Source organism: Bradyrhizobium sp. SZCCHNGR1005 (assembly GCF_032489995.1).
Taxonomy (GTDB): domain Bacteria; phylum Pseudomonadota; class Alphaproteobacteria; order Rhizobiales; family Xanthobacteraceae; genus Bradyrhizobium.
This window is the reverse complement of sequence record NZ_JAUEZC010000002.1, coordinates 872,660-898,806: the sequence shown is the minus strand read 5'-3', so window position 1 is coordinate 898,806 and position 26,147 is coordinate 872,660. Positions and strand designations below refer to the sequence as shown.

The following is a 26,147-nucleotide window of genomic DNA, read 5'->3' as shown; positions in this document are numbered from 1 at the left end:
GCATATCCGAAGAGAAGGGGGGGCTGCCGTCGTTATCCCTAACTGCCGCCTAATCGGTTCGATCCAATTTGGTTCACGCGCGTTGGACGCGCCGAAGCTCAGCTTCGCGGCAGAATGAGACGATCAATTCCTTAGTGTTGTTGAGTTGCTTGTTAGCGCGCCGCTAACCATGCAAACCGGTATCGGCGCGCGGCAACGAAATCTCGACCCGCGTCTCCGGCCCCGCAGGCTCCTCGACTGTCAGGCCCCCATTCGATCGTCTGACGAAGTCATCGACCATTCCGATTTGTGAAACGAACCGGGAGGAGACCCCGGCAGCATCGGCCCTCAGCGATATCACCACGCAATTGCTTGCGCGCCGGCCCGCGGCGATCGTCTCCGAACGCCCCGCCTCGAAGCGAAGCGAGCCGCCCTCCGGCATGCTCTTCCCCGCGGCGATGCCGAGACACAACAGCGCCGCCAGAAGCTGGCCTGCATCGGCAAAAGCCGCTGGCGTCTCGGTCGCCACCTGCGTCGTGATCTCGATCTGCGTTCCCAGCGTGGGGCGAAGCAGCCGGCCGGCGTCTGTCAGAAGCTCGTCGATATCAACCCGGCACGGTTGAGGCGGCCGGCCCTGAGCAAAAGCCAAGAGCTGCGACGTCAGTCTTGCACCGCGACTCGCGGCCTCGTCGATCAACCGAGCGACAGCTGCAAGCTCGGGCCGGTCCGCCACGGCGTGCGCGAGTATGTCGATCGTTCCGGTAATGACCGTCAGGACATTGTTGAAGTCGTGAAGAATGCCGCCAGCGACCTGTCCGACGAGCGCCATGCCTTCGCTCTGACTCATCGGCGTCGGCGCGCCGGCATCCGCACCGCCACGGGGCGAAAGCCGATCGGATGTCTGTTGCTGAGACGATATCGCCATTGTTCGCATGACCTTCTTGGACTCGACGAACCAACGACACAACGGGAAATTCCCTGCAGCGCAGGCTGCGGATTGATCCCAAGGAACTCCAAATCGAACGCGAACGAGACTCAATACGCGCGGCCGTCATTCATTCGCAAACGCCCGAAGGCGGGGACCACATCCGCGCGCGAGATGTCGCACTCACATCACGCGGTCACGGCGCGGCGGGACCGGCCTCATTACCGAGATCGGCTGCGCCGCCCGACATGCGGGGCGCGACCTGCTCAGCGACCAGCAACGAATCAGCACGCCCGTTTACTCTCGGACGCGACGCCTCACTCTGTCAAATACACCGCAGACGAAGTGACTCGCTCGGCAAGATGCAGCCTCTACGACCATGAATCTCGACGTCCGCACCATGGCTGCGCCGCCCCGGATCGCTTTCATGCCGAGGCACCGGCTGTTGACCGCAGTCGCTCCTCCGTACGCGAATGATGATCGCGCCGGACCACGCCCATCAAGGCTCGACGGGGAGCCCTGCCGGACCGCCTCTGAGCAACTGCACAATAGCTCCAGCCAGTTCGGAACGGCTTTCCACCAGGTCCCAACCGGTCTTTTCCGGCCGATTTTCTCTTGTCAGAACAACGTCCAGGATTCATTCTGTGGGGCGGTCAGCGTGCATTGTCGGCGGTCCGGAGCCGCGGTACCAGCTAAGCAGGAGATCTGATTTTGGACACGGGCTCGCGCTCTCCGAATGGCTTTCTGTCGGCGCTGACTGAGGATGATTTCGAGTTGATCCGCCCCCATTTGCGGGTGGTCGATCTGCTCCAGGATTCGACTCTGGCCGAAGTCGGCGAAACGGTCGAACGCGCCTATTTCCCCCATCGCGGCGTGATTTCGCTCGTGGTCAATCTCTCACGCGGGGAGCGCGTGCAGGTCGCGATGATCGGGCGCGACAGCATCTTCGGTTCGGTGTCGGCGCTCACCGACGAGCCCCTTGCACTCAACAGCGCCGTCGTGACGGTTCCGGGCGTCGCGAGCGCGCTCGATATCGACCGCCTCCGCGCCGCGGCGGATCAAAGCCGCACCTTCCGCAACCTGCTCGCCAGACATGCACTCGCGATCTATGTGCAAAGTCAGCAGACCGCGGGCTGCAACGCGGCGCATACGGTCGAGTCTCGCCTGGCGCGCTGTCTCGTGCAAACCTACGACCTGTCCGGCGGCAGCAAGCTCTATCTGACTCAGGAATCACTCGCGCATATGATCGGCGCCCGTCGCAACAGCGTATCGCTGGTCGCGAGCACATTGCAGCAGGCGAACTTCATTCACTACAGCCGAGGCCACATCGATATCATCGATCTGGAAGGCCTGAAGAAGACCGCCTGCGAGTGTTACGCGGCAGTCAAGATGCAGTACGACCGTCTGGTACGGCGGCGTGACCGGTCCTGAAGGCACAGCGAAGGCTCGCTTCCCTCCCGCTGCACATCCGTATAATTACGGCACGCTGGCGGACCAGTTCCGAAACGCGCTTCAGCTCCTAGCAACTACTTTGCGGACCAATTCCAAAGTCCGCAGTGGCGCTCCGATTCCGACGCTCGCGTCCTGTCACGCTTCATTTGTAAAGTTCGGAGCGCCAAGCGCATAGAAAATCATTGAAGCTGGCGCGGCTTCGACGACGTACCGATGACGAATGCGCGGAGGATTTGATCGCAACTTCAAATTCACCGCACGAGAGATCCAAACAATTGTCGGAGACGGCATTAACGCGCTGTTCAATGGGCAATGATAATTGTCGTCTGCTGACGAGCGCGAGTCCGAAGGGTGACGTACCCTCTTCGTGCTGAGTATCTCGCCCGTGTTCGGCTTTGGCGAAGCGAGCGGAGTGGATTCACATGGCTTTTGATCTGTCGATGCCGATCTTGGTGGTGGACGACTACGCCACGATGATCCGTATCATCCGCAACCTGCTGAAGCAGCTGGGATTCGAGAATGTCGACGATGCCAACGATGGATCGGCCGCACTTTCCAAGATGCAGGCCAAGAAATACGGGCTGGTGATCTCCGACTGGAACATGGAACCGATGACGGGCTACGACCTCCTGCGGGAGGTTCGCGCCAGCCCCGAGCTATCGAAGACGCCGTTCATCATGATCACCGCGGAATCCAAGACCGAGAACGTCATCGCCGCCAAAAAAGCCGGCGTGAGCAATTACATCGTCAAGCCGTTCAATGCGGCGACGCTCAAGACCAAGATGGAAGCCGTGTTCGGCCCGGCCGAATAGCTCCCGCTGAAGCGGGAGCGCATCCGGATCGGACGGGAGGCATATTCGCTAAAGAGCACCGGAACATTCGGCTACCTCGGAGGCTTCGCCCCGGTTCTGCAGAGACGCGCGAGACGGTTCGCGAAACAGAATTATGCGGCGCTGCCGGGCCGCATCGACGGGGCCCACCGTGCCGGACGCGTGCAGGAGCCGCGACAACCGGCTCCAACCTAACGGTCGGCGCGCTCGTCCTGACGTTCAAAACCCTGCCGTACTTATACGGCTCTCGATTTTCATAAACGGCTAATCATGACTTGCGACACTCCCGCGAACACATAGGAGATGTGTCCATGTTTACATTCGAAACAGCTGACCAGAAGGAAGTCAGGCGTTTTCGCATCGCGCAGTTCAACGGCAGACCGGCGACTGTTAAGTCCGGCGGCGTGACCATCACGGGCCATGTGCGATCGGTGATGGAGAACGAAGCCAGCATCCCGCCGCGCTGGACCATTACCATCATTCCGATGCCGCCCAAGCGGGAAGCTCCGCTGCGCCCCACCTCGCGCGTTCGCCCCTTCGCGGAGGACTATTTCTAGTGCGGCGCCGGAGTCCTCTAGCGGGACGCTAGCCTCGGTTCTGGCGTTCGTATCATCTTGCAACGCGCCTGTTTACGAAGGTCAGAACCAAATAACGCCCGCCTCAGTCCAAGGGATAGAGCAAGGCGGCACGGACCAGTTCGGCAGTGTTGCGTGCGCCGAGCTTGCGCATCGCTTCGGCCCGATGGCTCTCGAACGTTCGCGGGCTGATTCTCATGCGCAGCGCACCCTGCTTGTTGGAATGGCCTTCGCTGATGAGCTTCAGCACTTCACGTTCGCGCGGCGTCAGCGGCTTCTGCTGGCGTGGAGACGAGATCGCGCCGCCATGCGGCGGTGCGCAGTTGCGATCGGCAACCTGCGGCGCTCCCGCTAGGGCCGGCGCGGGAGAGCCGGAGATCTGGCGAACCAACGCACAAACTCGCTCGGTCTGTTCGACCGCATTGTCCACGATCGTCTGCAGGTAGCGCCGCTCGGTGCGAGTATGTGCGATCTTCTCGCTTTGCTGCTTGATCTCGCCCATATACAGCATGAGCGCCATCAGCGAGCCATTGAGCTGACGTGCAAGCGCAGCGGCGCTCAGCTCGCCGCTCGACAGATGGGGCAGCGCAGTTACGTTGTCGTCCGAGCAGTTCCGGCTCCCGCCCAAAGGGCTGCGGTCAGCCGGCTGCTCAGACAGAGCCGGCACGGGACGTTCGTCGACGATGCTCTTGCTCGGTTGCGACATGTCCGCACTGTGCGCGAAAACATGCTTAACGAGCGTTAACTTGCCGCTCCGTATTACTACGGGTCCTCCCGCAAACCCCTGCAAATTCATGGATATTTTCGCGCCCTGGTTGCGGTTCGCCGCCACTCCCACCCGCGAGATCGCAATGCCGTAGGACAGCTGCGACCTTCCGCGCTCATCGGTGCGATCCGGGTCAATGCCTCCAGGTCGATGAGCCCTTCAGAGCAATGAGCGCGGAGATCGATGAGCCTTGGACGAGGTCCATCTACGCGCTTGGATTAATCGAGCGCGAACAATTTTGTGATCGTATCAGCCATTCTCGCCCCGGAGGCGAGCCTGCCAGCCGTTCCGAACCAATCCAGACCTCAATGGGACCGATCGACCGGATCTGGGAGTTTCTGCAGCGGCTATCGCCGCTGACACGTAGCTGTCTGCTCAGCGAACTCGAGCGCCTGGAGATGAACGGGGTAGAGATGCCGGGCTCAGCCGACATCCAGGCCCGCCTGCGCGCGGAGTTCCGCAAGGACGGAACCACCCAACATCGGACCTCGAACCCGTCGCGATACTTCTTTATGCCGCTCGAGCCGCTCCTGGTCGACGGCTCGCCCGAGCACGCCAATTCGGGGCGCATCGCGCGCAGCTCGCTGGCGCCGATCTGGGAATGGATCAGCCGCGACCTGCTGCCGACCATGGCCCGCGACTACAACGCCCAGATGAAGGATCTGATCGCGTACGACAAGCAGCGCGAGCTTCGCCAGGTCGCCAATGCGTTCCAGACCAAGGTGACGAAATCCTTGGAGGGCGTGCTGGCGCGGCCCGATGGAGCCGAGCAGGTGCGCAGCAAGCTCAAAGCCTATACGGCCGCTCCCTCCGTGTTCAACGATGTGACGAAGCTGATGCGGGTCCTCCAGGCGCGCGAGGAACTGGCGAGGTTCAACGACACACTGCCCGAGCGGATCGTCGAATTCGATGATCCGCAGATCAAGAAGATGACCAACCTGCTGGACGGCTTTCGCAAGAAAAGCCCGGAGGCGGTCCCGTTCGCGCTCGCGCTGGTCGCCAAGCGATTGAAGGAGCCTTGGCAGTTATTGCGCCTTGCCACCAAGGCAGCCCCGAGCAAGAACGCGGCCGATGTCGCCGCGACCCCCTATGCGATCGCGGTATCGATGGCGCTCGACCAGCTGGAGGGCAAACGGCTGGCACTTCGGATGGCCTTGAAGAACAACCGCGTGGTCGTGGCCAAGGAGATCCTGACCGACATCTACAACACCGAATATGCCATGCAGGTGCGGATCGATCGGATCGAGGATTCCGACTGGGGCAGGCGGCTGCAGAGCATCATGCAGGCGATCGAGACCATGGTTGCAGCCGAGGTGAGCCGGTTCCCGGAGGAGGTCGGTCATGTGCTGGGATCGCGGCGGCTCCGCAGCTACCGTTCGCTCGGCGGCCGGCTGACCTATCTCGCCTACAAGGGACGTGATGCGATTCAGGACGGAGCCACCTTCTGCAAGCGGTTGATCGGTCAACACTCCTAACTGCAACGGAGGCTTTGCCGGTGCAGTCCGGACCCGATCACCGATCGATCCGCTCCGAAACGCGATCACGAGCGCCGTCGCCACCCTAGAAACGTGTCCAGGAACCGCCCGGAAAACACGAATCTGAGCCACCAATAGGCCAATCGTCGTGTCGTCATCAGGTCAACCTCGTCGCCACGTCGGGCGCCTCATCGATATCGCAGCGCGCAACGATCGCGTGTGAGTTGCTTCACATTTGCCGGAGAGGCGCCCGGTCGGCCAACCTTTGCGGTTTACGGGCCGGCGCCTCGCATCGAAGATCGCGGGCGGCCGGCTTGCGACTGCGACATCCGGAGGCATGAGATGAGACCGACCACAGCTTTTCTGACCGCGCTCGCCGTGCTGATATCGGGCCCAATTTTCAGTTCCAGCAGCATCGCACAGGCGCCGCCGGCCAGCACCGCCACGCCGACGCCGGACAATGCCGTGCTGCTGACGGTGTTCTTCAAGCACGACCAGTCGCGCCCCTTAAGCGAGCTGAATGCGCAGCTGGAGAAGCAGGGCTTCTACAAGGCGTTCCCGCCTCCGGGCGTCGAGGTCGTGAGTTGGTATGTGATGATGGGAATCGGTCAGGTGGTAACGTTGCGACTGCCGGCATCCCGGCTGCGCGAAGTCAACCGCATCCTGGAAAGTACCGCCTGGGGTGCCTATCGCACCGAATTCTATCCGACCTATGACTACAAGGCGGTCGGGCTCGCGGCGCATGACAAGGCCGCGCAATAGCCGCCGTTATTGCAACCAGCCCGGCGTGACATGCGATGTCCCCTCCTCATTCACTGTGCGCAATCCTTCCCTGTAACGATCTCGACGCGTCCGAGAGGTTCTATCGGCGGCTGGGTTTCACCCGGGCCGATCAACCTCGCGATGGGATGGCCGACGAGTACCGTATGTTGTCGGACGGCAAAGGCGCGTCGCTGCATCTCACCCGGGCCGAACCGGAATGGCTGATCCCGGGCCGCAATCCCTTCGGGCTTTATCTTTATGTCGATGACGTCGACGCGCTGGCGGCCGAATTCCGCGGCGAGACGGTCGAGCCGAACGGCGCGGAAAACAAGCCCTGGGGTATGTACGAATTCTCGTTGTCGGATCCGGATCAAACGCTGGTGCGAGTCGGACGGCCGCAGCGACTTTCGGATCGAACGGCGTGATGCGTTCGGCAATCACACGTCGATCCAGTGGATGAGATCGGCCGAGCCTCTCGTCGCCGCTAATCCTTGACCATCCGCTCGCGCGCCGATTTGAAGCCGGCGACGAAGCGCGCCAGCGTCTCCGACGTCTTGCCTCGCGGCAGCATCACTTCGATCAGAGAAAACTGGCCGCGCCGTTGCACGGCCCGATCCAGCGCCACGGCAAGCTCACCGCGCGTCGCCACACGCTCGCCAACCCCGCCGATCGCGTTGGCGACCTCCGCAAAATGCCAATCATCGAGATTGTTGAAGCGCGATTCCGGCTGGAACACCCGCAGCATTTCCCAGCTGCAATTGTTGAACAGCACCACAATGGGGTCGAGGCCATAGCGGCGGCAATTGCCAAGCTCCCAGCCGGTCATCTGGAAGGCGCCGTCGCCAACCAGGATCAGCGGCCGCAGCCCCGTGGCGGCAACACCGAGGCCGGCGGGCACGCCGAAACCCATGCCGGCATAATAGCCGGGCGCGGCCAGCGCGGTGTTGTCGATCTCCATCGCCGTGAACAGGCAATCGCCGATATCCGACGTCATCGGCATCTTGCCGTAGCGGTCGAACAGGTCGTTGATTGCGGTCGCGACGTCGGACGGCGCGAGCAGCTGATCGTCGTGGGGCAAGTTGCGCGGATAGACCGAACGCTGCCGCGGCAGGCCGGTGCGCGGAGGCTGCGGCGTAGCGTGGCTCTCCAGCGCGGCGATCAGATCGGCAAGCGGCATGTCGCGATAGACATGATGGCCGATCTGCACCTCGCGGCTCGAGGCCATGATGGTTCGGCGCGGGTCCGGCGCCCGGTTCGACAGCGCGAAATTGGTGTCGGAGAGGATGACCCCGAGCATCAGGACGAGATCGGCCTCCTCCACCACGCGCGTGATCGCTGGATCGCCCGCGGCGCCAAGATAGGTGCCGGCGACGACGTCGTCGGCCTGATCGAGCAGACCACGCCCCATGAAGGTCGTCACCAGGGGAACGTTGAGCTTGCGCGCCAGCGACGCGATCTTGTCTTCGACGCCATAACGGCGGATCTCGACATCGACCACGATGACCGGCGCCGACGCACGTTCGACACGTGCAAGGATCTCCTCGACGCATTCGCGGAGCGCCTCGAGATCGGCCCGCCGGGCCGGCAGCGGCACCACCGTCTCGACCTCGGCATCGACCATGTCGCGCGGAAACTCCAGATAGACCGGCAAGGACATTTCCCGAGCACTCCGCAGGACCCGCGCGATCTGCGCCGGCGCGGTCGCGGGATCGTTCAGCACCGCCTGATCGCAGGTGATCTCCTTGAACACGGCGAGCTGGGTGTCGATGGTGCGCGCCTGGTGATGCAAGAGGAAGCCGGAGACCCGCTCACGCGCGCCGGGCGCGCCGGCAATCACCACCACAGGCGATCGCTCGGCGTAGGCACCCGCGATCGAATTCACCAGATTGAAGGCGCCAGCGCCATAGGTCACGACGGCGACGCCGAGACCACCATGATAACGCGCGGATGCGTCCGCGGCGAAACCGACCGCCGGCTCATGACTCAAGGTGAAGCTCGGCAGGATGTTGCTTTCCTCGATCACCTTGAACAGCGGCAGAACAAAATCGCCGGGAATGCCGAAGATCTCGCGGGCACCGTGATCCTTCAGAGCCGAGAGAAGCGCGTAGGAAAGAGCAGGCATCGAATGTCCTGAGATAGCTCGTTGCGACGGTGCTCCACGATGCGCCGCTCACGGCCGACGCGCAAGAGCCGCGACCGGCCGGCAGAAGCGCCCAGCCCTCGCATCCGCATGGCACGACTGAACCAAACGGTCGAACAGGTCTTGTTGCTCCGGAGGATCCGACCATGAGTAGCAAGCGAGCAACTCGCACCCGCGGACGGCAACCCGCCGACCGCTCCCCGCGCCCACCTCGCGAAAGACGATTAGGATGCAGCGTTGCATGAGAGACAACGGCATCCGTGCCAGGATTGCGTGCGACGCCATCTTCCGGGGCTATAGGCATGGCACGGCCGTGCCGTCACTCAACTGGCCGGTCGAAGCTTCCTGCACACCGCGCGCGATCTCATGACCGGCATGGCTGGCGACGTCCGCTATAGTCGAGATAGGTCTCGCTTTTGGGATCGTAACTGCGGAAGTGAAGGCAGCCGGGCCGGTCGCGGCGGCTCATGCGCGATCCCATGTCGTTCTGTTGCGGCATGTCCGTGCGCTTGTTTTCCGGACCTGTCTGTTGCGGCTGGACCGTCGCAGCTTGCGACGCCTTGAGCGCATCCTTCCCCGGAGAAGCAGCCACAGCCGCGCTCGAAGCAGGCGGAGCTTTCGATTCTGATGGCGCGGACGCCTCCTCCGTCCCTCTGTGACGTGCGATCAGGTCCTTGCACGCAAAGGGAAACACCATATTCCCCGCCGCGGTGACTCCGATCGGCATGCATCCTCCCGGTGGCGGCTCCCCAAGCGCGGCGCCGGGACCACCGGCAGCGCCATTATTGACCGAGCCAGTGGTCTGGGCAGCCCCATGGCTCACGATCAGAAGCAGCTGGCAGGCAATGCCAACGCAAACCTTTGTCTTGAAAAACAAATCAACGCCCCACGCGGTACTCTACTTGCCACCCGGAAAAGGGATGGCGGACCTTCCTACCCTGTCGCCGAAATTTTGGCACCTCTTTGTGGCAAAACGATCTCTTCCACCCGCCGGAATTCGCATCGAGAAAGGCGGGACGCCGCACCGATGCCCGCTCTGCGCGTGCTCCGATCCGAAATTGATGCCGACCGCCGACGCATGCGCGGACAAACCGATCGGGCTTTATCGTTTGCCGCGTCAGCCTGCGATATCGAGGGTTGCGACCGCATAGCCATGCCGGATCGTGCGGTCGAGCACCGGATCGATGATCTCGAAGTCGAAACGCTCGGCCGGGCGAATGCCACCCTTGGCGGCAAAGGTGCCGCCGAACATCGCGGCGCCCTCAGGCAAGCCGGCATCGCCATAGCGTCGGGCAATCAGGTCCTCCGGCGCCAGCATGGCGTCGAGCCGGCCCTCCTGATAGAGCTCCCGCGTGCCATCGATGGTCGCGTATGCGCGCAGCAGGATGCGGTCCCAATGCGCTGAAATCTCGTCGTAACGCCACAGCTCCGGCGCGACAGGCTTGTCGCACATCTGCTTCGACACCGTGATGTTGTAGGTCTCGACCTTGCGGTCGGTGTGATCGGAGCCGACGCCGACATAGAGCGTGCCGCCGGAACGAAGCAGCACGAATTCGACCTCGCCGCTCGAGTCGCCACCGCTCACCTGGATCGTATCAGCCGTGGTCAGGCGGCTCGCTGCGACTTCATAGTAGATCGGCGTGGATGCGGGCCGCGGGATGCCGAGTGCCTCGAGCTCCGCGATATGCTTATCGCGCGCGACAGGATCCCGTCCGGTCCAGCCGGCGATCACCAGGCGATCGACCGCAATGCGCCGTTTCGACGCGCTCTTATCCTGGTGAACCGTGAACTCGATCGTCGTCCCGCTCATCGCATCGCCTTTCCACTTGCCTCTAAGCCCGGTCTCTCCGTCCTGGCCGCGGGAACCCGGCTCGCGCGCCGCCGTTGTCGCAAAGGACAGAAGGAGCGTTGCGATGGCCGACAACAGGGATCCGAAGCAGAAACAGCCGGGCGAGAAGGATGCCGGAAAGTATCACTACAATCCGGGCAACCAGTCGGGCAAGGTCGCCGACATCGTCAAGCCGGAAACCGAGCGCGCCAACAACCGCGATCGGATCGAGAATCGCGACGAGCCCCACGGCCGTTAGGTTCGAATAGCCGGTTCAGGCACGCTCGCCTTCGAGGAGAAAGGCAAGGGCGTCCTCGCAGGGCGCCTCGACCTTGAGCGCGAGGAGATCGTCGGCGCGGGTGCGGCCGAGATTGACGGCAGCGATCGGAACGCCGCGCCTGGCCGCAGCCTGCACGAAGCGAAAGCCGGAATAGACCATCAGCGAGGAGCCGACGATCAGCATGGCATCGGCGTCATCGAGTTGCGCCAGCGCCGTGGCGACGACATCGCGCGGCACGTTTTCGCCGAAGAACACGACATCCGGCTTGAGCACGCCGCCGCAGGCCGCGCACGCCGGCACAACGAAGCAGGAAAAATCCGCGCGCTCCAAGTCGGCATCGCCGTCCGGCGCAGCGGCGGCGTCCAGCGCGAGCCAATCCGGATTGGCCCCCGCGAGCGTGGTTTGGAAATCCTGGCGTGACGTCAGCGCACCGCAGCCCATGCACCTGACACGATCAAGCCGGCCATGCAGGTCGATCACCGCGCGGTGGCCTGCGGCCTGATGCAGGCGGTCGACATTCTGGGTGACGAGCAGGCGGCAGCTGCCCTGCGCCTCCAGCCGCGCCAGCGCGTGGTGAGTAGAGTTCGGCCGCGCCAAGCCGAAGCGCTGCCAGCCGATCAGGCTCCGCGCCCAATAACGCTGCCGGGTCAACTGCTCGCCGATGAAGGCCTGGAAGCTGACGGGCTGCGTCCGCTTCCAGTTGCCCAGCCGGTCACGATAATCGGGGATGCCGGAATTGGTGCTGCACCCTGCTCCGGTCAGCACGAACAGGTTCGGATGCCGACCGATGAAATCCTCGAGTGCACGCTGTTCGACCATGTCGCATGATCTAGGCGGCTTTCGCACGATTGCCAGGGCGGTAACAGGAGATGTCCCGACGGCCGCAAGGGATGTCTTCCCTCCGCCATCGACGGGACTGGTTCAGCCCGGTTACTTGTCCTTGCGCAGGAGGCATACGACGCGGCCGAGCGTTTGCACCCTGCCGGCTGCGATCGGCGTCTCGATTTCGTGCCTGAGGGCCTCGGCGGCCTTATTGCAGAGCTGCTCGGTGGAGAAGGTCTGGATCTGCTGCGTGGTCGGCTGGGTTGGACTGCCATAGACGATCCATTGCAGCGAAACGAAAAGGACCCATTCCATCAGAAGCTCCAGTCAACGGTTCAAATCGAAATGCTAATTCGCTAGGCTCGAGGCCCGGCTCGCGAACATGGGTGAAGAATGCAATTGAAAGTGGCGGAGCTCTTGGTCGTAGGCTCAGCCTGCCCGCGCTGGTCCAATCCGGGGTGTCTGCCCGCCGCGATGCATCAGGCAATCTGGTGCGCGACACCGGGTCATATTCACCCGCAGGTGTCAATCAGGGATCAGCGAACAATTGTTCAATCAGGAATGCGCCGGCCCGGCCGTCCATCGCCAATCGCCGGACAATCGAACGGCGCTGAGCACGACGTGGTTGGGCGGCCGATCAACGTGAAAACGGCGCGCGGACGCGGGCCCCTCACCACCAGATCATCGGCCGGTCCGGGGCGCCGCAAACCACCGCGCGGCGGTAGCGCACGCCCCGTGGCGTCTCGACTGCGACGCGCTTGATGCAACCGGGGTAGATCGCGAGATTATAGTGGAACGGAGTAGCCGCGAACGACCCATGGAGCCGACACAGCTGGCTGAGATCGGGGCCGCATTCCGTGAGCGGATAGAGGCCTCGCGCGGATGCCTGGCTCGACAGAGCTGCCAACGCCGCGATGGCGACAGCGGCGATCCTGGTGACGTTCGACATCGGGTAGTCCCTCGCCCAGAGTTTCAACGATTGCTAAAGCACCATAGACTGGAACAATAGGGTTCGCCAACCTGCTCCTCGATTTCGACCACAACGCCTTGCTGCGATCCGTCCTACCTCGGCAGGGGCAGTGCCTTCAGCACCGCTCTCACAATGACCGGCGCAGCAAGCCAGATATTTCAATGTCCGGTATTTCAATCATGATGCGACTTCCGGCGAAGGACCGATGGATCGGCCGACCACCGACATGACCAGTGACACTCCGAAACAGGACGAAAAGGGCGCCATCTCGCCGTTCGGCCAGGAGATCGAGTTCGCCCTGATTCTCCAGAAGATGATCAACGTGGTGAAGGATGATCCGGCGCAGATGCGGCTGGCGATCTACGAGTTCGCGCGGGCCCGGCTGAAGATCGACGCAGCCGACACCACCGATGCCGAGCGCGGGCGGATGGCGGAGGCGCTGGAAACCGCGATCAAAGGGGTCGAGCGGTTCTCGCTCCGCGACGATGACCTCCTGCGCCTGCCCGCCGCTGCCGAGAGCCAGGGCGACAAACTGCTGCCAACGACATCGACGGGCATTGAGACCGTGGAGCTGACCGAAACCTCCATGGTGCCCATCGATCCGCCGATCCAGGACATCCTGGTCCCGGAACGGGTGTCGGTCTACCGGGACGCTCCGGTGCGGGAGGTTCGCAGGCCATCACGGTCGGCGCGGCTCGCGCGCGCGGGCATCGCCGGCCTGCTGGTGCTGGCAGGTGGCGTCCTATTGATGTCCTTTCGCCACCAGTTGACAGCCTTGGGCGACCGCCTGGCTCTCTTCCATGCGCCAGTCCGGCCGATCGCCGAACCCGGCACGCCTCCGGCGCCAGCGGCCAATAACGCGCCTGCTGCACCGTCAGCCGCCTCGCTGGCGCCTGCTGCACCCGTAGTACCAGCCGTGCCGCAGCCCCCGTTTCCCGTTCCCACTGATTACGGCGTCTACGCCCTGATCAACGATGAGCTGGTCGAGCTGCAACAGCTCACCGAGCGAGTCCCCGACAAGCGGATCGCGATATCGACGCCGGTCACTCAGCCAAGCCACACCACGCTCGCCGACGGGCGGGCCAAATTCATCGTCTATCGGCGAGACATGGCCGACACCGCGCCGGACCGGATGGATGTGCGGGTGGTCGGTCGGGTGGTGCGGGCGCTCTCGTTCGATGCGAAGGGCAAGCCGGTCTTCTCCGCCGTCACCGACGCATGGAATATCCGCAGTATCGCTTATGAGTATCGGGTCAGGCCGGTGCCGGGAAAACCCGAGATGCTGCTGGTGCAGCCGGAGAAACCTGACTTCGTCCTGCCTGCAGGACGCTACGCGCTCGTTCTGAAGGACCGCGGCTACGACTTCACCATCAGCGGGGCCATAACTGACCCCGCACAATGCCTTGAGCGAACGGACGCTGCGAACGGGGTGTTTTACTCAGCCTGTCAAAAGCCTTAACCGAACGCTCGCCTGCCGGCGCGTCCGAGGCGTCATCGAAGGCCGGAAACTGCGCCGGACGCAGGACGGCGCGAATCACCAAGCCCGCGAGATAGCTGCTTTGCAGGATCGTCTGCGCGATCATGACGATCGCAGCGGTCCAAAGGAAGGTGAAGCCGGCCTGCAGGGAAAAACCGATCGACAGCAGGAACACAATCGCGACGTGCACTAAAAGAATCTTCAGTCGGGACGTGAGTCCGGCGGCGAGTCCCAAGATCGCCAATACAAGGGCCGCGTACCCCATAAGCAACGTCCCTCCCGTTCGCCGTGATTCGAACTTCACACATGCGGCGCACGTCGCCGCGATGCCGCCTCATATGAGAGATACCCAGAGATCCGAATCAGCAACACTCCCGCCACACTCGTCATCCCAAGCAACCTGCTGAGCCGAACCACGAATCGTAGCGTCGGCCAATCAGATTACAGCTTCTTAAGTTAATCGGCTCAAAAAAAACGTCAACGCGTAATCGCCCGGAGCATCTACTTGCGATTGCGATTTTGTGGCAAAATTCCGCCGAACACTTCCAAGTAACCGTCGCTCAACGGCCTTGTGCTTCCATTGTCACAAACAGTTTCCTCGGCCCGCCAAGGCAGTCCGAGCCGCAACACCGTGCGGCCGGTCAGGCAATGATTGGTACCTTGGTAGGCCAGAGTGTGACTGAATTACCACGACGTTGCAAAAGCAGAGATGGCGGAGCAGTACGATCTTTTACCTAGGTAAGTCGCCAAGTAGGTTCATAGCCGGATGGAACCGCCGTTTTCCTCCGTTCGTGAGGACGCGGCGCGGGGAAAACAAATTATTTTTATCGCATCCGAGGGTGGGTTTTGAGAATCCTTATCAATCCGCGTTCGACGCGTGGAGCGGCCAACGTTAGCGGGGATGCTACCCGCAACAGCACTCCGAACCGATTGCGGCACCTGTGCGGAGGCTCGCGCTCGCTCATCGTCCTGGCGCTGTTGGCATTGCTGCCGGGCTGCTCGCTGCTTCCCGGAACGGGTCCGAACAGCGACGCAGTGAATAGCAACCCGACGGCAAGCGTCCGGTCGAACACCGCGCTGCCCTATGCGCTGGTCGACGTCAGCGCTGAAACCATCGGGTTTCTGTCGCAGCCGAACCTGATCTCGTTCCAAGGCATCTTCCCCGACAAACGGCCAAAGCCCGAGCAGGTGGCCGGCGTCGGCGACATCTTGAACATCTCGATCTTCGAAGCCGCGCCCGGCGGCTTGTTCACGCCCGCAACGGCCGCGGGTGCTCGTCCCGGCAACTTCGTCGACCTGCCCGCACAGGCGGTCGACCAGAAGGGCAACATCACCGTTCCTTATGCCGGCGAGATTCCGGCCGCCTCGCGGACCTTGCCCGAAATTCAGCAGGCGATCGTTGCGCGGCTGCGCAATCGCGCAATCGAGCCGCAGGTCGTGGTCAGCCTGAACCAGCAGCATTCCAGCGTGGTCAGCGTTCTCGGCGACGTCAACACGCCCGGCGTGCTGGCGTTGAACAGCGTCGGCGAGCGACTCCTGGCCGTCATTGCGCGGGCCGGCGGCCCGAAATACGAGGCGATCGAGAGCTACGTTACGCTGCAGCGCGACGGGAAGCGCGTGCGGGTGCTGTTGAGCCGCGTGGTGCACGATCCCAACGAGAACATCTTCATCCGTCCGAATGACGTGATCTTCCTTACCCGCGAGGCTCCGACCTTCACGGCACTCGGCGCCCTCAATCAGAACGTTTTCGGCTTCAACTCCGAGATTGCCTTCGACACCGAGACCCTCACGCTGTCGCAGGCGATCGGCAAGGCGGGCGGTCTGAACGATCAACAGTCGGATCCCGCCGAAGTCTTCGTTTATCGCTACGAGGACCGTTCGCTCCTGCAGAAGCTGGGCATCGATACCACCCGGTTCACCTACGATCGCATTCCGACGATCTATCACGTCAATCTGCGCGACCCGTCGGGCATGTTGCTGGCGGCAGGCTTCCAGGTGCGGAGCAAGGACGTGATGTACGTCGCCAACGCGAAGGTGGTCGACTACTACAAGCTCCTGACCCTGATCAACTCCACGGCAAACACGACGTCGAACACGGCGAATGCAGTGACCAACGTCAACACGGCGGTGAAGACGAAGTGGTAACCTCAATCTAGCAGCCGATCTGAGTCGGGGCGGCTCGGCGCTGCTTGATTGGGGATGACGGTGAAGGCGATCGGTTCCGTCCAGCTTTGGGTCACGATTGGCGCGCTGACCCTCGCACCGCTGTTCTTCGGATCGGTCGACCGCGTCTGGGTATCGGTGTGGACGGTCGTGCTGTCGTTCGGCACGATCTGCGGCGTCGCAGCCGCCCCGTTGAGCGCCGGTCAGCGCCGCGTGCTTCTGGTGTTGTCCCTGATCGCTGCCGCCTATGTCTTGGTTGCAGTCATCCAGGTGATCCCTGGGCTGCTGAGCGGTCTTGACGACCCGATCTGGCTGCGGACCAAGGACCTGCTCGGGCTGGATGTTGCGCCGCGGATCTCCAGCCGGGCGGAGATTCCGCCGATCGCGATCGGTCATTTCCTCCTTGCGGTGACGTCCTTGCTCTGCGGCTTCTTCGTCGGGACCTCTCGGCGCAAGACAGACAAGCTGATCATCGCAGCGCGCTATTCCATTCTGCTCTATGCGATCTACGGCCTGGCCGCGCTCGCCTTGACCCCAGACCTGCTGCTATGGGCGCCAAAGGTCGCCTATCGGGGCAGCCTGACTGCCACCTTCGTCAACCACAACACCGCTGCAACGTTTATCGGCGCCGGAATGATCCTGTGCTCCTGTGCAGCCTTCCTGACGCTGCAATCGCTGCAATGGTCCTCCCTCAGGGTTCTGCTGTTGACCCCGGCTAATGAAGCCGTGGCATTCGAACTGGTCCTCCGTGCGTCGGCAGCGCTGATCTGTTTGTTTGCGCTGCTGCTGACCGGCTCACGCGGCGGCCTGATTTGCTCCAGCCTCGGCCTTCTTGTCGCGCTCGGCCTGATGGTGCCACACCAGTTCAGAGCCCGGTCCTGGGTTGTGGCCGGCTCGATCATCGCCGCCCTGACCGTCACATTCGCCTGGCTGAGCGGCACAGGCCGGATCGGAAGCCAGGGCGCATTCGACGTGGGACGATGGGCCGTCTACGAGATATCCTTGGAGGTTATTCGCCAGCGGCCGCTTCTGGGCGCAGGCCTCGGCACCTTCGCCGATCTCTTCCCTTCGTTGCGCACCACCGACTTCGAGAGTTGGGGCGTTTGGGATTTTGCACACTCGACCATTCTCGAGATTGCTTTCGAGATGGGGATTCCTCTGGCGCTGGCGTTCGTACTTGCTGCCTTGGCCTCTGTGCTCGTGCTGGCGCGCGCCGCACTTCGCTCGGTCGACCGGCGCCGCAGCTCGTTCGCCACCCTGGCCGGAATTGCGGTTCTGACCTATCTGCATGCGATGATCGACTTTTCACTCCAGATACCGGGCTATGCGATCGTGTTCGGGATCCTGCTTGGCTGCGGGCTTGCACAAGCGACCGCAGAGCATCGCATCAAGAGCCTGACGTCAGCTGTAGAGCCCGCCCTGCGTTAGCGGCGGTCACGCCCCCAACTGCACTGTTGACCGCGGTCAACGACACCGCCTGCGGCGGGAGCGCTTTCGTACACCGTGCACGCTCGCGATTTGCCGCAAATCGGCGCCGTTCCGATCGCAGGCGATCCGATTCAAGCGCAGAGAACTAGTTCGGTTGGCTCGTAACTGCCGATGGGGAGAGTTCGCCGCTCACGCGCGTCGGCCGCAGCAAAGAACGATGCGAACTGACGGACTCAGCATGCGCGTGTCGTGGTTCGGAAATTGGCTTCGGTCCCGCGAGCCAGGTTCATCAAGCGTGTGAACCGAAGCCTGCTCGCATCAAAGGTCCTGGTATTCTTCGGATTCGAACGACCCTTGAGAAGATCGCTGCGGATGAAGCGAGCTTCGGGTGCGCGGCACGAGCCTCGCCACACGCGTCTTGTGTTCGCTACGCGCCACCATCGGAGACTTGACTGCATACCAGAAGCGAGGATCGTCGGCTGACTGGATCTTCAACCATCGGTAACGAGTCCGCTGCCAAGGCAGGATTGCTCGTGTGAGGTTGTCGAGGACCATGTCGCCGCTGGTCGTTGCCACGACGAGCACGAGATGACCGAGACCTTCAGGAGTCTTGACGACGGCCAGTCGCAACGCCCTCGTCGACAATCCGTTCTGTGCCAAGTCGTGTCGCTTGGTCACCGCGTAGTCGTTGCAATCGCCGAACACCGGCGCAATGCTCCAAGCGCTTTGCAGGTCCGATCCGTAGCGCTTGACGGTCGGCGAAATCTCCGCGTTCACGGTGCGATTGACGCGGTCGAGAAGCTCCGTCTTCTCGGCATTCAACCCGATACGCTCTTCGCCGGACGGATCGGAGCGGCACTCCGAGGGATAGCGCAGGCAGAAACGAACATGCTGGAATGGAGCCAGCGTGGGCGCGCCTTGCTCGATCGCAGACGGCGCAATCGGTTCGCCAACCCATCGATCACGAGCATTTGCCGCAGTTGCGGCGAGCCCGCACGCGGCAAGCACAGAGATCAAGAACGCCGATCGTCGCGCCATGTCACACTACCTAGTCGGAGATACGCGAGCCTCGGAGGGTTCGCTACTGCGGCAAATTCTGTCCTTCGCGGGTTAAATCTTCGCTATTTGTAGCAGTTAACGCTTTTTTTGATGGGAGAGCAACAGGTTGTATCGAATCGGGCCGGTATATCAATGGGGGAAATACGTAGAAAATATAGGCTGGTCGAGAGTGACTGGTGTTCGCAGCCGAAGCAGACCTCAGACCAGCACTGTTGGAGCGATCTCGGATCCGCAGCCTCACCGCGCGGCTAGAGGATCTCACTCCAAAGCGTTTTGATACCCAGAAATGCAGAGTGAGTGATCTCGACGACGCCCCATCCCAGAAATATGAACCACGCGCCGATCGTCGCGAGGATGAGCAGAATGGTCAGTACGACAGCGACGCGTCGGCCGGGCGGAACATCCGGGAAGAACGGCTTGTCCTCATTCTCCGTGCCGATCGGATCGAAATCGATCATGGGTGTCATTGGCGGTGCTCAAGACATTCGGCCAAAAAGCATCACAGGACGGCGCACAGGCTGGAAGCCAGCGAGGGCTTCAAGCCGGCATCTCCGGTCGTCGGAAGTAGGAAGCTTCGAGTCTGGACGGGGCTTGATCCCGCACCCCGACGTCACCGCATATTGGTGGTCTCGGGGCTCAGCAAACATGATCCGGCGGCAATCAAAGATCACGGCCGGATCGGATCAGCAGGCATTTTCGGCAAACAGAACGGCGGGAATGGTCACGATGATGATCTTGGCATCGAGCGCGACCGACCAGTTCTGCGCATAGAACGTGTCGTAGGCGACGCGTTTGTCGTAAGTGGTCGAGCTGCGGCCACTCACCTGCCATAGTCCGGTAATTCCGGGCCGACAGGCGAGATACGCACCGATCGAGCTCGCATAGCGCTCGAGCTCTTCCTCGGTCACCGGTCGCGGACCGACGATGCTCATTTCGCCCTTCAGCACATTGAACAGCTGCGGCAGCTCGTCGAGGCTCGACTTGCGCATGATCGCTCCGAAGACGGTGACCCGCGGGTCGTTGCGCAACTTGCGTGTCGACGCCCATTCCGCTGCGGCCCGAGGATCAGTCGCCAATAGGTGGCGTAGCCGCTCCGAGGCATCGACCGCCATGGTGCGGAATTTCAAGCATTCGAACGTCTTGCCGCCGAACCCCACACGCCGATGCCGAAACAGGGCCGGCCCAGGCGAGGTGGCGATCGTCAGAACGAAACAAAGCAGCAGAAGCGGCGCAAGCAGGACGATGCCGGACAGGGCAATGACGACGTCCAGCACCCTCTTGTAGGCCATCCCTACCGGCTGCTTACCCTGCGGCCGGCGAGTCTTCGTACGAGTAATATCAAAAGCATTTCGTGTATCGGCAAATATATCCATTCCGGTACTCCGGTACGATTCGAACACACATCCTCCGGATCGCAATTTAGATTTTCTTTTTCATCTTCTTTTACTGATTGTTTATCAAAACCTCTGGCAACGCACAATCAGCAGAGATGCGACCCAAATACCGAATGCTGTTAAGCTAAACAGCTAACCGTACGATGCTTTTGGCTATCGAGCGGATCCCATCTTGCCTCCCTGATACGGTCGCAAATCACGTTGCCGTGCATTCTCAGCTTTCAAATATGTCATAAGGCCGACCAAAAAGTTTTCGCTTTCGGAATCTTTTAACCATATCTCGCAACTGAGGCGCGACGAACACCTCGTACGGTCCCGGGGTTGCACATTCGTATCAGTTGCGGTTAGCCCCGTTTGCGAAAGTCGGGTCGAATGCACTAGCGGAATCAGTAGTCTAGTACAGCTTTGGACCTGTTATTGGTTGTGGAGCACGCGGGGTCCCTCTGAACGAATGTCAGGTCCGCCGCGCGAGCTCGGCAACGAAAAGCATGCTGATACCGTCCGACCGGCCGCAGAAGGAAGCGACGATGGTCCGCTGCGCGAGGGCATCGATATCGGTCATGGCCCGCTGTAATCCGCCGGCCGCTCCAATGCGGCACGCCCGGATCGGCGGCTTCATTCTGAGGACTGCAGCGCACGGCATGGCGCGTGCGGGGCGTTGCGACTGGTGAGGACGATGACGCCCGGCGGCTGTCGCCACATCATCCGTCGCCACGTCATCCCTGGCCGAAGGTTCGAATTGCTTCACGGGTGGAGCTTGCCATCGGCAGCGCGGCAAGTGACCCGTCAGCTGTCCTGTCAGCGCTGAAGCTGCTGGAGCATCGCGGCGAAGGCTTCTCTGCTCTTCACATCGAGCTGGTCGATCCGCACCTGGAGCAGGGCTCGCGTGGAGCCCGATGCGCCCAGATACAGGCGCGCAGGAATCTCGGGGAGCTTGTCGCGGATCAGGTTCTGGAATTCGGTCAGAACCTGCTCCCGTAGTGGCTCAGGAACGGTCTGGATGATGGGAATCGTCACCATCATTCGGCGCAGCCCGAGCCAACCTTCATGGGGTGAGATTTCGTAGGAGGTCGCGAGCAAGTCGAAGGCGTGACGGTCACGCCGTCCGTGCTCGACCTCAAGTCCGAACAACACGAGCCAGAACAGCGGATCGCGCGGCGCACAGGCGAGAACTCGTTTGGCGCGCGCCTCGATCGATTCGACGTGACGGTCGAAATCACGCGTTGCGCCTGTCCGGAGCGCGGCGTCGGCGAGGGGCAATTCCAGCAGCAGCAGCGATCTCTGGGCGTGATTATCGCAATCGCTCAGGTCCTGCGTGGTCGAGCTATCGAGCATCCCGGTCGCCGATTGGGTGCTGTACGAGCCGAACCGCAGCAGGCGGGCCTCGACGTCCTCGAAATAATCCACCGCCGCGCTACGCGCGAAGCCGGCGATTCCCCACGCCATGCCCAGACAACCGACAACGATGGTCAGGACGCGCAGGGCTTGGTGCTGCGAAGCAGCTGTTGGCTTCAGTTGCACGAACCTGGCTAGACGATTTGAGCAGGAATCTTGTCGTTGTTGTAATAGCCGTAGTGACGGTCCGAATAGCCCTCGAAGCGACGCATCACGTTCTCGTCGGCCTTGTTAAGAACGGTGCCGAGCAGTCGTTCGGAGAGAATGGGCGAGGCCGCGACCGCCTTGAGGATTTCATCCCGCTTGGTTGAGCCCCACTCGACGACCAGTACGAATGCATCGAAGAGATGCGCGACCGCCTTGACGTCCACCACCGGCAGGATTGGAGGCAGATCGATCAGCACATAATCGTACTCGCTCTTGGCCGTCTTCAGGGCCTGCTTCACCGCCGACGAGTTCAGGATATCGGAACTGTTGGATGGCTTGATCCGGGTCGAAGCCGCCGGCAGGAAATCGAACTTGAAGTTGGAATCCTTGATCAGCAGCTCGTTGAATGGCGACTTGTCGGCGACCATGTCGAGCAGGCCCGGGGAATCGGCATGACCGAGCTTGGTGGTCATCGAGGGATTGCGCAGGTCGGCATCGATGACCAGCGTGCGGCTGCCGTTCTTGGCGAGAAAAGCAGCGAAGCCGGTCGTGAGCGTCGTCTTGCCCTCACCGGGGAGAGCCGAAACGATTCCCACCACCTTGCCGCCGGAGGGATGAAGGTCGATTGCGACCTTGATGTAGCGCAGCGCTTCGGCTGTCGCCGAAAACGGGGCGACCTCGCTGATCTGGTGGATGACCCCGGATTCGGCACTGCCCGCGCGGCGCCGCCGCCGCCCCTTCCGCTCGGCGAGGGCAGGCAGCACGGCCAGACAGTTTATGCCGAGAAGGCTCTCGATCTGGGCGCGGGTGTGAATTTGGCGGTTCATCTGCTCCCGGGCAAACGCCAGCATCACGCCGATACCGATTCCGCAAAGTCCTGCGAGCGCCAGGGTCAGGCTGGTCTTGGGCGAGCTGCGCCCATGCGGCGGCGTCGCCGGGGTGACGACCCGCGCCTCCGTCGACGGGAACGACTGCTGCTGCACCGATTGCGTGAAGCGCGACAGGAACGTCTCGTAGACGTTTCGATAGGTGTTGGCCGCCGTCTCAAGATCGCGCAGCCGGACCTGGGCCTGACGGGTCGAGGCGGACTGCTGGAAGACTTCGGTCATGCGCTTGTCGATCGACTCTTCCTGCGCCTTGGCGATCTGCAATTCGCTCTTGTAGCTCTCCGCGATCCGCGTGATCTCGTCCCAGATGGCGCGCTGGAGCGCCGCCATTTCGGCGCGCAGGTTTCGCGCCGCCTGGTGATCGTGACCGTAGCGCGTGCTCCACTCCGACTCCTTGCTCTGGTCGTCCAGAAACTGCTGCCGAAGCTTGGTGATGACCGGATTGTTGAGCGCGTCGGTCACGATGGGATCAGGAATATCGAAGGTTTCCTTGTCAGGGGAGTTGGCCGCGGGCCGCTGCTCCAGAACGCGCTCGATGCGCTCGAGCTTGGCTTTGGCCTGGCTGGTGTCGGCGCGCGCCTTGGCGAGAGACACGCCCAGTTGATCGAGTTCAACCTCGCTCGCCAGCTTGCCGTCGACGCCGATGATGATGCTGTTCTGCGACTTGAAATCTTGGACCGCTTTGTAGGCTTCGGTGGCCTGCTTGCGCAATTCCCCGATCCGCTCTTCCAGCCAGACGCTGGCGCGGTGAGTCGCTTCGAATTTTGCGTTCAGCTGGTCCTCGATATAGGCATCCGCAAACGCATTCGCGATCGTCGCGGCCTTCACGGGATCAAGCGACGTATAGGAAATCCGCTCGATATAGCTGCGTCCGACACGAGCGACACGCAGGTTTCCACGAAGCACGGCGAGAACGCCCTGCATCCGCTCTTCCTGCGTAATCTCCTGGGCAGGCGCGGCCTTGCTCTTGAACAGCGCGAACAACCGCGACCTCAGGCTCGCTCCAGTGCCGATGAATTCAGGATCTTCGTCCAAATGAAGCCGGCGCGCCACGGAGCCTGCAACGTTCTCGGACATGGTGGTCTCGATTTCGCTTTCCACCGAAGCGTCGTCGACCACGCGATTTTCCGTCGCCATCTCGGACTGCATCCACACGATCTTCTTCGTGTCGATGATCATGTCGGTGCTGGCGGTATATTTGGACGGCATGATCGCGAGGTTCGCGACACCGACCGTAATCGCGAGCGCGGTGACCAGTGCGATCAGACGCCACTGTCTCAGAAGGAAATCGCGCGCCTGTAGCAGCGGGGCCACCGCAGCGGCGCGATCGAGCTCCTCTGTCGCGCGATATGGCGGAAATGGACCAGCAATATTCATATCACATCCTCGACATCGGCCTGACGACCGCGGTCCTGTTGGGCCGGCGCGACGACCGAAGAAATCAGCGTGTTGCGCTCACCGGGCTTGCCGCGGTGGCTGTGCCGCTGCTGTTGCTGGTGGTCGAGGGGCGGGTAGCTACCCCGGTAGAAGAAATTTGAAATATCGTGGTGGTCCCACCGCCGCCGGGCGCCGTGCTGAGCGGCGTCCCGCGATTGGGATTGGTCACGATGACACTGCCGACCGAGCCGGTCGCGGCGGTGGTCGCGGCCTCCGCCGCTGCAGTCGAGAGATCGCCTGCAACAGCGGCGAAAGCGTTCTGGAATTCGCCATCCTCGAAGCCTGCGACCGCCTGCTGGATCAGGAGCGCGGCTTGCTGATCGGCCGTCTCGCAAGCAACAGCTGCTTGCGCGAGACCCGCAGCGATTGCAGTCCGGAAGCGCGGAGAAGCGGCCAGAGCCAGACGCACGAACTCCGCCGCAAGCGACGCATCGGTCCCGGCGAGATCGCGCACCGAGGTTTCGATGGCGCGGGTATCCGCGGTGGGCGCCAGCAGATCCTCGGGATTCGACTTGAACCGATTGATGTCCGACTCGGACACCGGCGGCGCAATGCAAGATTTGGCGAGGACGGGAGTAATAAGGAGTGCAAGAAAAATTTGTGCGCATAGCGACTTTACGATCAAACCGATACGCATCGATACGACTCCAACCCCTTGCGAGTGGTAAAAAAATATATCTTCTAAGATACATCACCCTTAAGAGCCCATCAACCACGCTCGCGCGCTATGGTTTCCGGCTCGCCGGTATGAAACTGCAGCTCCGCGTGCCGGCGCTGACATCTGGACCCCGTCGCATCCCGCCCAGAAGTACGCTCGTAAATCTTGGCGGCAAAAGGACCACTGGCTAACTCATTGCCGGCAGTGCAGCTTTGGAATTGAGATTCGCAGCTCGGCGTTCCGACAGGCGGGCGGCGAAACGTTAAATAAGACTTACTATCAGTTTAGCAAGTTAACGCTTTGCAATTTTAGGGGGTGCGACTAAATAACATTAGGCGACTTGCGGCCCTTTACCATTCCTAGGCTTATACCATTCCGATCCTATGGAGGAGTGAGTATGGGTCCACTCCGGTCAGAGCGCCGCTGATTGGCGCGGCCTTAACCTGTTGCGATATCAATGACGTCACTGCGCGCGGACTGGGCATCGTCCTGATCCAGCGACGCGTGGCGGTATCAGGGGAATGCGTGCTGTCATCCTTGCCCGGTATTGAGCGCTTGCGGCTGTCAGGGCGGACACCTGCGCTTCCCGACGGCACCAGGATCTATGCGATCGGCGACATCCACGGCCGACTCGACCTCCTCGAGGACCTGCTGGCGCAAACAAGCGCCGACACGCGGCAGCGTCCGGTCGATCGCCCGCTCCATGTCTTTCTCGGCGACTACATCGATCGGGGGCCTTCCTCCCGGGAAACGATCGACCGGCTGATCGAGCACGGACAAACGAGCGAGTCGATCTTTCTCAAGGGAAATCACGAGCAGGTCGCGATCCGTTGCCTGACGGATCCCAACCTGTTCGAGCAGTGGATGCGCCTGGGCGGCCTCCAGACGCTGGTCTCATTCGGGATCGCGCCGAACGCGCAACAGCCGCGGGCGATCGCAGAATTGCAGGCGGCTTTCCACGCCGCGCTGTCGCCCTCTCATCTGCGCTTTTTCCGGGAGCTGCGGCCGAGCTTTGACTGTGGCGATTTCTTCTTCGCCCATGCTGGGGTCAGGCCGGGCATTGACCTGTCCAATCAGAAGGAAAGCGACCTGCTCTGGATCCGGCAGGAATTCCTGGCCTCCGCCGAGGATTTCGGGAAGGTCGTGGTTCATGGTCATACGCCCGCACGGGCCGTGCAGGTGGAATCCAATCGGATCGATATCGACACCGGGGCATTCGCGACCGGCTGCCTGACATGTCTCGTCATCGAGGGCTGCTCGCTGTCCCTGATCGACACCGGACAGGCTTGACGGTCGGG

27 protein-coding genes are annotated in these 26,147 nt (G+C 62.1%); 11 read left to right on the top strand and 16 right to left on the bottom strand.

Going from position 1 to position 26,147, the window contains the following annotated elements:
* Positions 1 to 163: 163 nt before the first annotated feature.
* Positions 164 to 808 carry a histidine kinase gene (locus QXZ85_RS10275; RefSeq protein WP_315701993.1) on the bottom strand — a complete coding sequence of 215 codons (645 nt, stop codon included), beginning with the start codon at positions 806 to 808 and terminating at the stop codon, positions 164 to 166.
* 807 nt (positions 809 to 1,615) lie between these two features.
* Here QXZ85_RS10275 and QXZ85_RS10270 point away from each other — a divergent pair.
* The 3 genes from QXZ85_RS10270 to QXZ85_RS10260 all read left to right on the top strand — a co-directional run bounded on the left by QXZ85_RS10270 (position 1,616) and on the right by QXZ85_RS10260 (position 3,743).
* Positions 1,616 to 2,335, top strand: a complete 720-nt coding sequence (locus QXZ85_RS10270; protein ID WP_315728033.1) for a Crp/Fnr family transcriptional regulator — start codon at positions 1,616 to 1,618, stop codon at positions 2,333 to 2,335.
* Between the two features lie 443 nt (positions 2,336 to 2,778).
* A complete protein-coding gene (locus tag QXZ85_RS10265) occupies positions 2,779 to 3,168 on the top strand; it encodes a response regulator (protein ID WP_315701995.1) in 390 nt (129 codons plus the stop codon).
* Positions 3,169 to 3,497: 329 nt separating this feature from the next.
* Positions 3,498 to 3,743, top strand: coding sequence for a hypothetical protein (locus QXZ85_RS10260; RefSeq protein WP_315728035.1), 246 nt, complete (start codon positions 3,498 to 3,500; stop codon positions 3,741 to 3,743).
* Between the two features lie 103 nt (positions 3,744 to 3,846).
* Here the strand turns inward: QXZ85_RS10260 and QXZ85_RS10255 are convergent, their stop codons facing one another.
* The gene (locus tag QXZ85_RS10255; RefSeq protein ID WP_315703122.1) at positions 3,847 to 4,467 is read right to left on the bottom strand and encodes a LuxR C-terminal-related transcriptional regulator; all 621 of its coding nucleotides are present in this window, start codon (positions 4,465 to 4,467) and stop codon (positions 3,847 to 3,849) included.
* A 368-nt stretch (positions 4,468 to 4,835) separates the two neighbouring features.
* Here QXZ85_RS10255 and QXZ85_RS10250 point away from each other — a divergent pair, with 368 nt between their 5' ends.
* From QXZ85_RS10250 to QXZ85_RS10240, 3 genes are all read left to right on the top strand, one after another.
* On the top strand, positions 4,836 to 6,002 hold the full coding sequence (locus tag QXZ85_RS10250) for a hypothetical protein (protein WP_315701997.1): 1,167 nt from the start codon (positions 4,836 to 4,838) through the stop codon (positions 6,000 to 6,002).
* Between the two features lie 342 nt (positions 6,003 to 6,344).
* Positions 6,345 to 6,764, top strand: coding sequence for a hypothetical protein (locus QXZ85_RS10245; RefSeq protein ID WP_315767632.1), 420 nt, complete (start codon positions 6,345 to 6,347; stop codon positions 6,762 to 6,764).
* A gap of 35 nt (positions 6,765 to 6,799) precedes the next feature.
* Entirely contained in the window at positions 6,800 to 7,189 is a 390-nt protein-coding gene (locus tag QXZ85_RS10240; protein ID WP_409977473.1) for a VOC family protein, read from the top strand.
* 59 nt (positions 7,190 to 7,248) lie between these two features.
* On the opposite strand, the gene ipdC is transcribed toward QXZ85_RS10240, so the two are convergent.
* From ipdC to QXZ85_RS10230, 3 genes are all read right to left on the bottom strand, one after another.
* Complete coding sequence (ipdC, locus tag QXZ85_RS10235; protein WP_315702000.1) at positions 7,249 to 8,886, bottom strand: indolepyruvate/phenylpyruvate decarboxylase; 1,638 nt, start codon at positions 8,884 to 8,886, stop codon at positions 7,249 to 7,251.
* 382 nt (positions 8,887 to 9,268) lie between these two features.
* Entirely contained in the window at positions 9,269 to 9,373 is a 105-nt protein-coding gene (locus QXZ85_RS33745) for a BA14K family protein (RefSeq protein WP_409977483.1), read from the bottom strand.
* A gap of 648 nt (positions 9,374 to 10,021) precedes the next feature.
* Positions 10,022 to 10,714 (bottom strand): DUF2848 domain-containing protein, encoded by a 693-nt coding sequence (locus tag QXZ85_RS10230; protein ID WP_315702001.1) that lies wholly within the window; start codon positions 10,712 to 10,714, stop codon positions 10,022 to 10,024.
* Positions 10,715 to 10,817: 103 nt separating this feature from the next.
* Here QXZ85_RS10230 and QXZ85_RS10225 point away from each other — a divergent pair, with 103 nt between their 5' ends.
* Positions 10,818 to 10,991: a hypothetical protein gene (locus QXZ85_RS10225; RefSeq protein ID WP_315702002.1), complete on the top strand. Its 174-nt coding sequence runs from the start codon at positions 10,818 to 10,820 to the stop codon at positions 10,989 to 10,991.
* 15 nt (positions 10,992 to 11,006) lie between these two features.
* Here the strand turns inward: QXZ85_RS10225 and QXZ85_RS10220 are convergent, their stop codons facing one another.
* The 3 genes from QXZ85_RS10220 to QXZ85_RS10210 form a co-directional block, all read right to left on the bottom strand.
* Positions 11,007 to 11,831 (bottom strand): NAD-dependent protein deacetylase, encoded by an 825-nt coding sequence (locus QXZ85_RS10220; RefSeq protein WP_315702003.1) that lies wholly within the window; start codon positions 11,829 to 11,831, stop codon positions 11,007 to 11,009.
* A gap of 111 nt (positions 11,832 to 11,942) precedes the next feature.
* Positions 11,943 to 12,149, bottom strand: coding sequence for a hypothetical protein (locus tag QXZ85_RS10215; protein ID WP_315702004.1), 207 nt, complete (start codon positions 12,147 to 12,149; stop codon positions 11,943 to 11,945).
* A 355-nt stretch (positions 12,150 to 12,504) separates the two neighbouring features.
* Positions 12,505 to 12,783 carry a hypothetical protein gene (locus QXZ85_RS10210; RefSeq protein WP_315702005.1) on the bottom strand — a complete coding sequence of 93 codons (279 nt, stop codon included), beginning with the start codon at positions 12,781 to 12,783 and terminating at the stop codon, positions 12,505 to 12,507.
* 226 nt (positions 12,784 to 13,009) lie between these two features.
* On the opposite strand from QXZ85_RS10210, the gene QXZ85_RS10205 reads away from it, so the two are divergent.
* A complete protein-coding gene (locus QXZ85_RS10205; RefSeq protein ID WP_315742648.1) occupies positions 13,010 to 14,263 on the top strand; it encodes a hypothetical protein in 1,254 nt (417 codons plus the stop codon).
* On the opposite strand, the gene QXZ85_RS10200 is transcribed toward QXZ85_RS10205, so the two are convergent.
* Entirely contained in the window at positions 14,175 to 14,546 is a 372-nt protein-coding gene (locus tag QXZ85_RS10200) for a hypothetical protein (protein WP_315742647.1), read from the bottom strand. The genes QXZ85_RS10205 and QXZ85_RS10200 overlap by 89 nt on opposite strands.
* 770 nt (positions 14,547 to 15,316) lie before the next feature.
* On the opposite strand from QXZ85_RS10200, the gene QXZ85_RS10195 reads away from it, so the two are divergent.
* Together QXZ85_RS10195 and QXZ85_RS10190 are read left to right on the top strand one after the other, a co-directional pair.
* Entirely contained in the window at positions 15,317 to 16,426 is a 1,110-nt protein-coding gene (locus QXZ85_RS10195; protein WP_315702008.1) for a polysaccharide biosynthesis/export family protein, read from the top strand.
* Positions 16,427 to 16,480: 54 nt separating this feature from the next.
* A complete protein-coding gene (locus QXZ85_RS10190) occupies positions 16,481 to 17,872 on the top strand; it encodes an O-antigen ligase family protein (RefSeq protein WP_315767633.1) in 1,392 nt (463 codons plus the stop codon).
* Positions 17,873 to 18,190: 318 nt separating this feature from the next.
* Here the strand turns inward: QXZ85_RS10190 and QXZ85_RS10185 are convergent, their stop codons facing one another.
* The 7 genes from QXZ85_RS10185 to QXZ85_RS10155 form a co-directional block, all read right to left on the bottom strand.
* Positions 18,191 to 18,910, bottom strand: a complete 720-nt coding sequence (locus QXZ85_RS10185; RefSeq protein ID WP_315702010.1) for a transglutaminase-like cysteine peptidase — start codon at positions 18,908 to 18,910, stop codon at positions 18,191 to 18,193.
* 269 nt (positions 18,911 to 19,179) lie between these two features.
* On the bottom strand, positions 19,180 to 19,398 hold the full coding sequence (locus QXZ85_RS10180; protein WP_315702011.1) for a hypothetical protein: 219 nt from the start codon (positions 19,396 to 19,398) through the stop codon (positions 19,180 to 19,182).
* A gap of 216 nt (positions 19,399 to 19,614) precedes the next feature.
* Positions 19,615 to 20,220 carry a sugar transferase gene (locus tag QXZ85_RS10175; RefSeq protein ID WP_315702012.1) on the bottom strand — a complete coding sequence of 202 codons (606 nt, stop codon included), beginning with the start codon at positions 20,218 to 20,220 and terminating at the stop codon, positions 19,615 to 19,617.
* Positions 20,221 to 20,779: 559 nt separating this feature from the next.
* Positions 20,780 to 20,944, bottom strand: coding sequence for a hypothetical protein (locus tag QXZ85_RS10170; RefSeq protein ID WP_316165443.1), 165 nt, complete (start codon positions 20,942 to 20,944; stop codon positions 20,780 to 20,782).
* Between the two features lie 179 nt (positions 20,945 to 21,123).
* The gene (locus QXZ85_RS10165; RefSeq protein WP_315767635.1) at positions 21,124 to 21,846 is read right to left on the bottom strand and encodes a hypothetical protein; all 723 of its coding nucleotides are present in this window, start codon (positions 21,844 to 21,846) and stop codon (positions 21,124 to 21,126) included.
* 8 nt (positions 21,847 to 21,854) lie between these two features.
* Complete coding sequence (locus tag QXZ85_RS10160) at positions 21,855 to 24,131, bottom strand: polysaccharide biosynthesis tyrosine autokinase (RefSeq protein ID WP_315702014.1); 2,277 nt, start codon at positions 24,129 to 24,131, stop codon at positions 21,855 to 21,857.
* A gap of 64 nt (positions 24,132 to 24,195) precedes the next feature.
* Positions 24,196 to 24,732: a hypothetical protein gene (locus tag QXZ85_RS10155; RefSeq protein WP_315702015.1), complete on the bottom strand. Its 537-nt coding sequence runs from the start codon at positions 24,730 to 24,732 to the stop codon at positions 24,196 to 24,198.
* A gap of 642 nt (positions 24,733 to 25,374) precedes the next feature.
* On the opposite strand from QXZ85_RS10155, the gene QXZ85_RS10150 reads away from it, so the two are divergent.
* A complete protein-coding gene (locus QXZ85_RS10150; protein WP_315702016.1) occupies positions 25,375 to 26,139 on the top strand; it encodes a metallophosphoesterase family protein in 765 nt (254 codons plus the stop codon).
* Positions 26,140 to 26,147: the final 8 nt, after the last annotated feature.

Coding starts and splice junctions, on each gene's coding strand:
- QXZ85_RS10200 (WP_315742647.1), bottom strand. CDS start 14,546: ATGGGGTACGCGGCCCTTGTATTGGCGATCTTGGGACTCGCCGCCGGA.
- QXZ85_RS10190 (WP_315767633.1), top strand. CDS start 16,481: ATGACGGTGAAGGCGATCGGTTCCGTCCAGCTTTGGGTCACGATTGGC.
- QXZ85_RS10265 (WP_315701995.1), top strand. CDS start 2,779: ATGGCTTTTGATCTGTCGATGCCGATCTTGGTGGTGGACGACTACGCC.
- QXZ85_RS10170 (WP_316165443.1), bottom strand. CDS start 20,944: ATGAAGCCGCCGATCCGGGCGTGCCGCATTGGAGCGGCCGGCGGATTA.
- QXZ85_RS10220 (WP_315702003.1), bottom strand. CDS start 11,831: ATGGTCGAACAGCGTGCACTCGAGGATTTCATCGGTCGGCATCCGAAC.
- QXZ85_RS10210 (WP_315702005.1), bottom strand. CDS start 12,783: ATGTCGAACGTCACCAGGATCGCCGCTGTCGCCATCGCGGCGTTGGCA.
- QXZ85_RS10260 (WP_315728035.1), top strand. CDS start 3,498: ATGTTTACATTCGAAACAGCTGACCAGAAGGAAGTCAGGCGTTTTCGC.
- QXZ85_RS33745 (WP_409977483.1), bottom strand. CDS start 9,373: ATGAGCCGCCGCGACCGGCCCGGCTGCCTTCACTTCCGCAGTTACGAT.
- QXZ85_RS10225 (WP_315702002.1), top strand. CDS start 10,818: ATGGCCGACAACAGGGATCCGAAGCAGAAACAGCCGGGCGAGAAGGAT.
- QXZ85_RS10250 (WP_315701997.1), top strand. CDS start 4,836: ATGGGACCGATCGACCGGATCTGGGAGTTTCTGCAGCGGCTATCGCCG.
- QXZ85_RS10185 (WP_315702010.1), bottom strand. CDS start 18,910: ATGGCGCGACGATCGGCGTTCTTGATCTCTGTGCTTGCCGCGTGCGGG.
- QXZ85_RS10240 (WP_409977473.1), top strand. CDS start 6,800: ATGTCCCCTCCTCATTCACTGTGCGCAATCCTTCCCTGTAACGATCTC.
- ipdC (WP_315702000.1), bottom strand. CDS start 8,886: ATGCCTGCTCTTTCCTACGCGCTTCTCTCGGCTCTGAAGGATCACGGT.
- QXZ85_RS10205 (WP_315742648.1), top strand. CDS start 13,010: ATGGATCGGCCGACCACCGACATGACCAGTGACACTCCGAAACAGGAC.
- QXZ85_RS10245 (WP_315767632.1), top strand. CDS start 6,345: ATGAGACCGACCACAGCTTTTCTGACCGCGCTCGCCGTGCTGATATCG.
- QXZ85_RS10255 (WP_315703122.1), bottom strand. CDS start 4,467: ATGTCGCAACCGAGCAAGAGCATCGTCGACGAACGTCCCGTGCCGGCT.
- QXZ85_RS10215 (WP_315702004.1), bottom strand. CDS start 12,149: ATGGAATGGGTCCTTTTCGTTTCGCTGCAATGGATCGTCTATGGCAGT.
- QXZ85_RS10275 (WP_315701993.1), bottom strand. CDS start 808: ATGGCGCTCGTCGGACAGGTCGCTGGCGGCATTCTTCACGACTTCAAC.
- QXZ85_RS10180 (WP_315702011.1), bottom strand. CDS start 19,398: ATGACACCCATGATCGATTTCGATCCGATCGGCACGGAGAATGAGGAC.
- QXZ85_RS10160 (WP_315702014.1), bottom strand. CDS start 24,131: ATGAATATTGCTGGTCCATTTCCGCCATATCGCGCGACAGAGGAGCTC.
- QXZ85_RS10175 (WP_315702012.1), bottom strand. CDS start 20,220: ATGGCCTACAAGAGGGTGCTGGACGTCGTCATTGCCCTGTCCGGCATC.
- QXZ85_RS10230 (WP_315702001.1), bottom strand. CDS start 10,714: ATGAGCGGGACGACGATCGAGTTCACGGTTCACCAGGATAAGAGCGCG.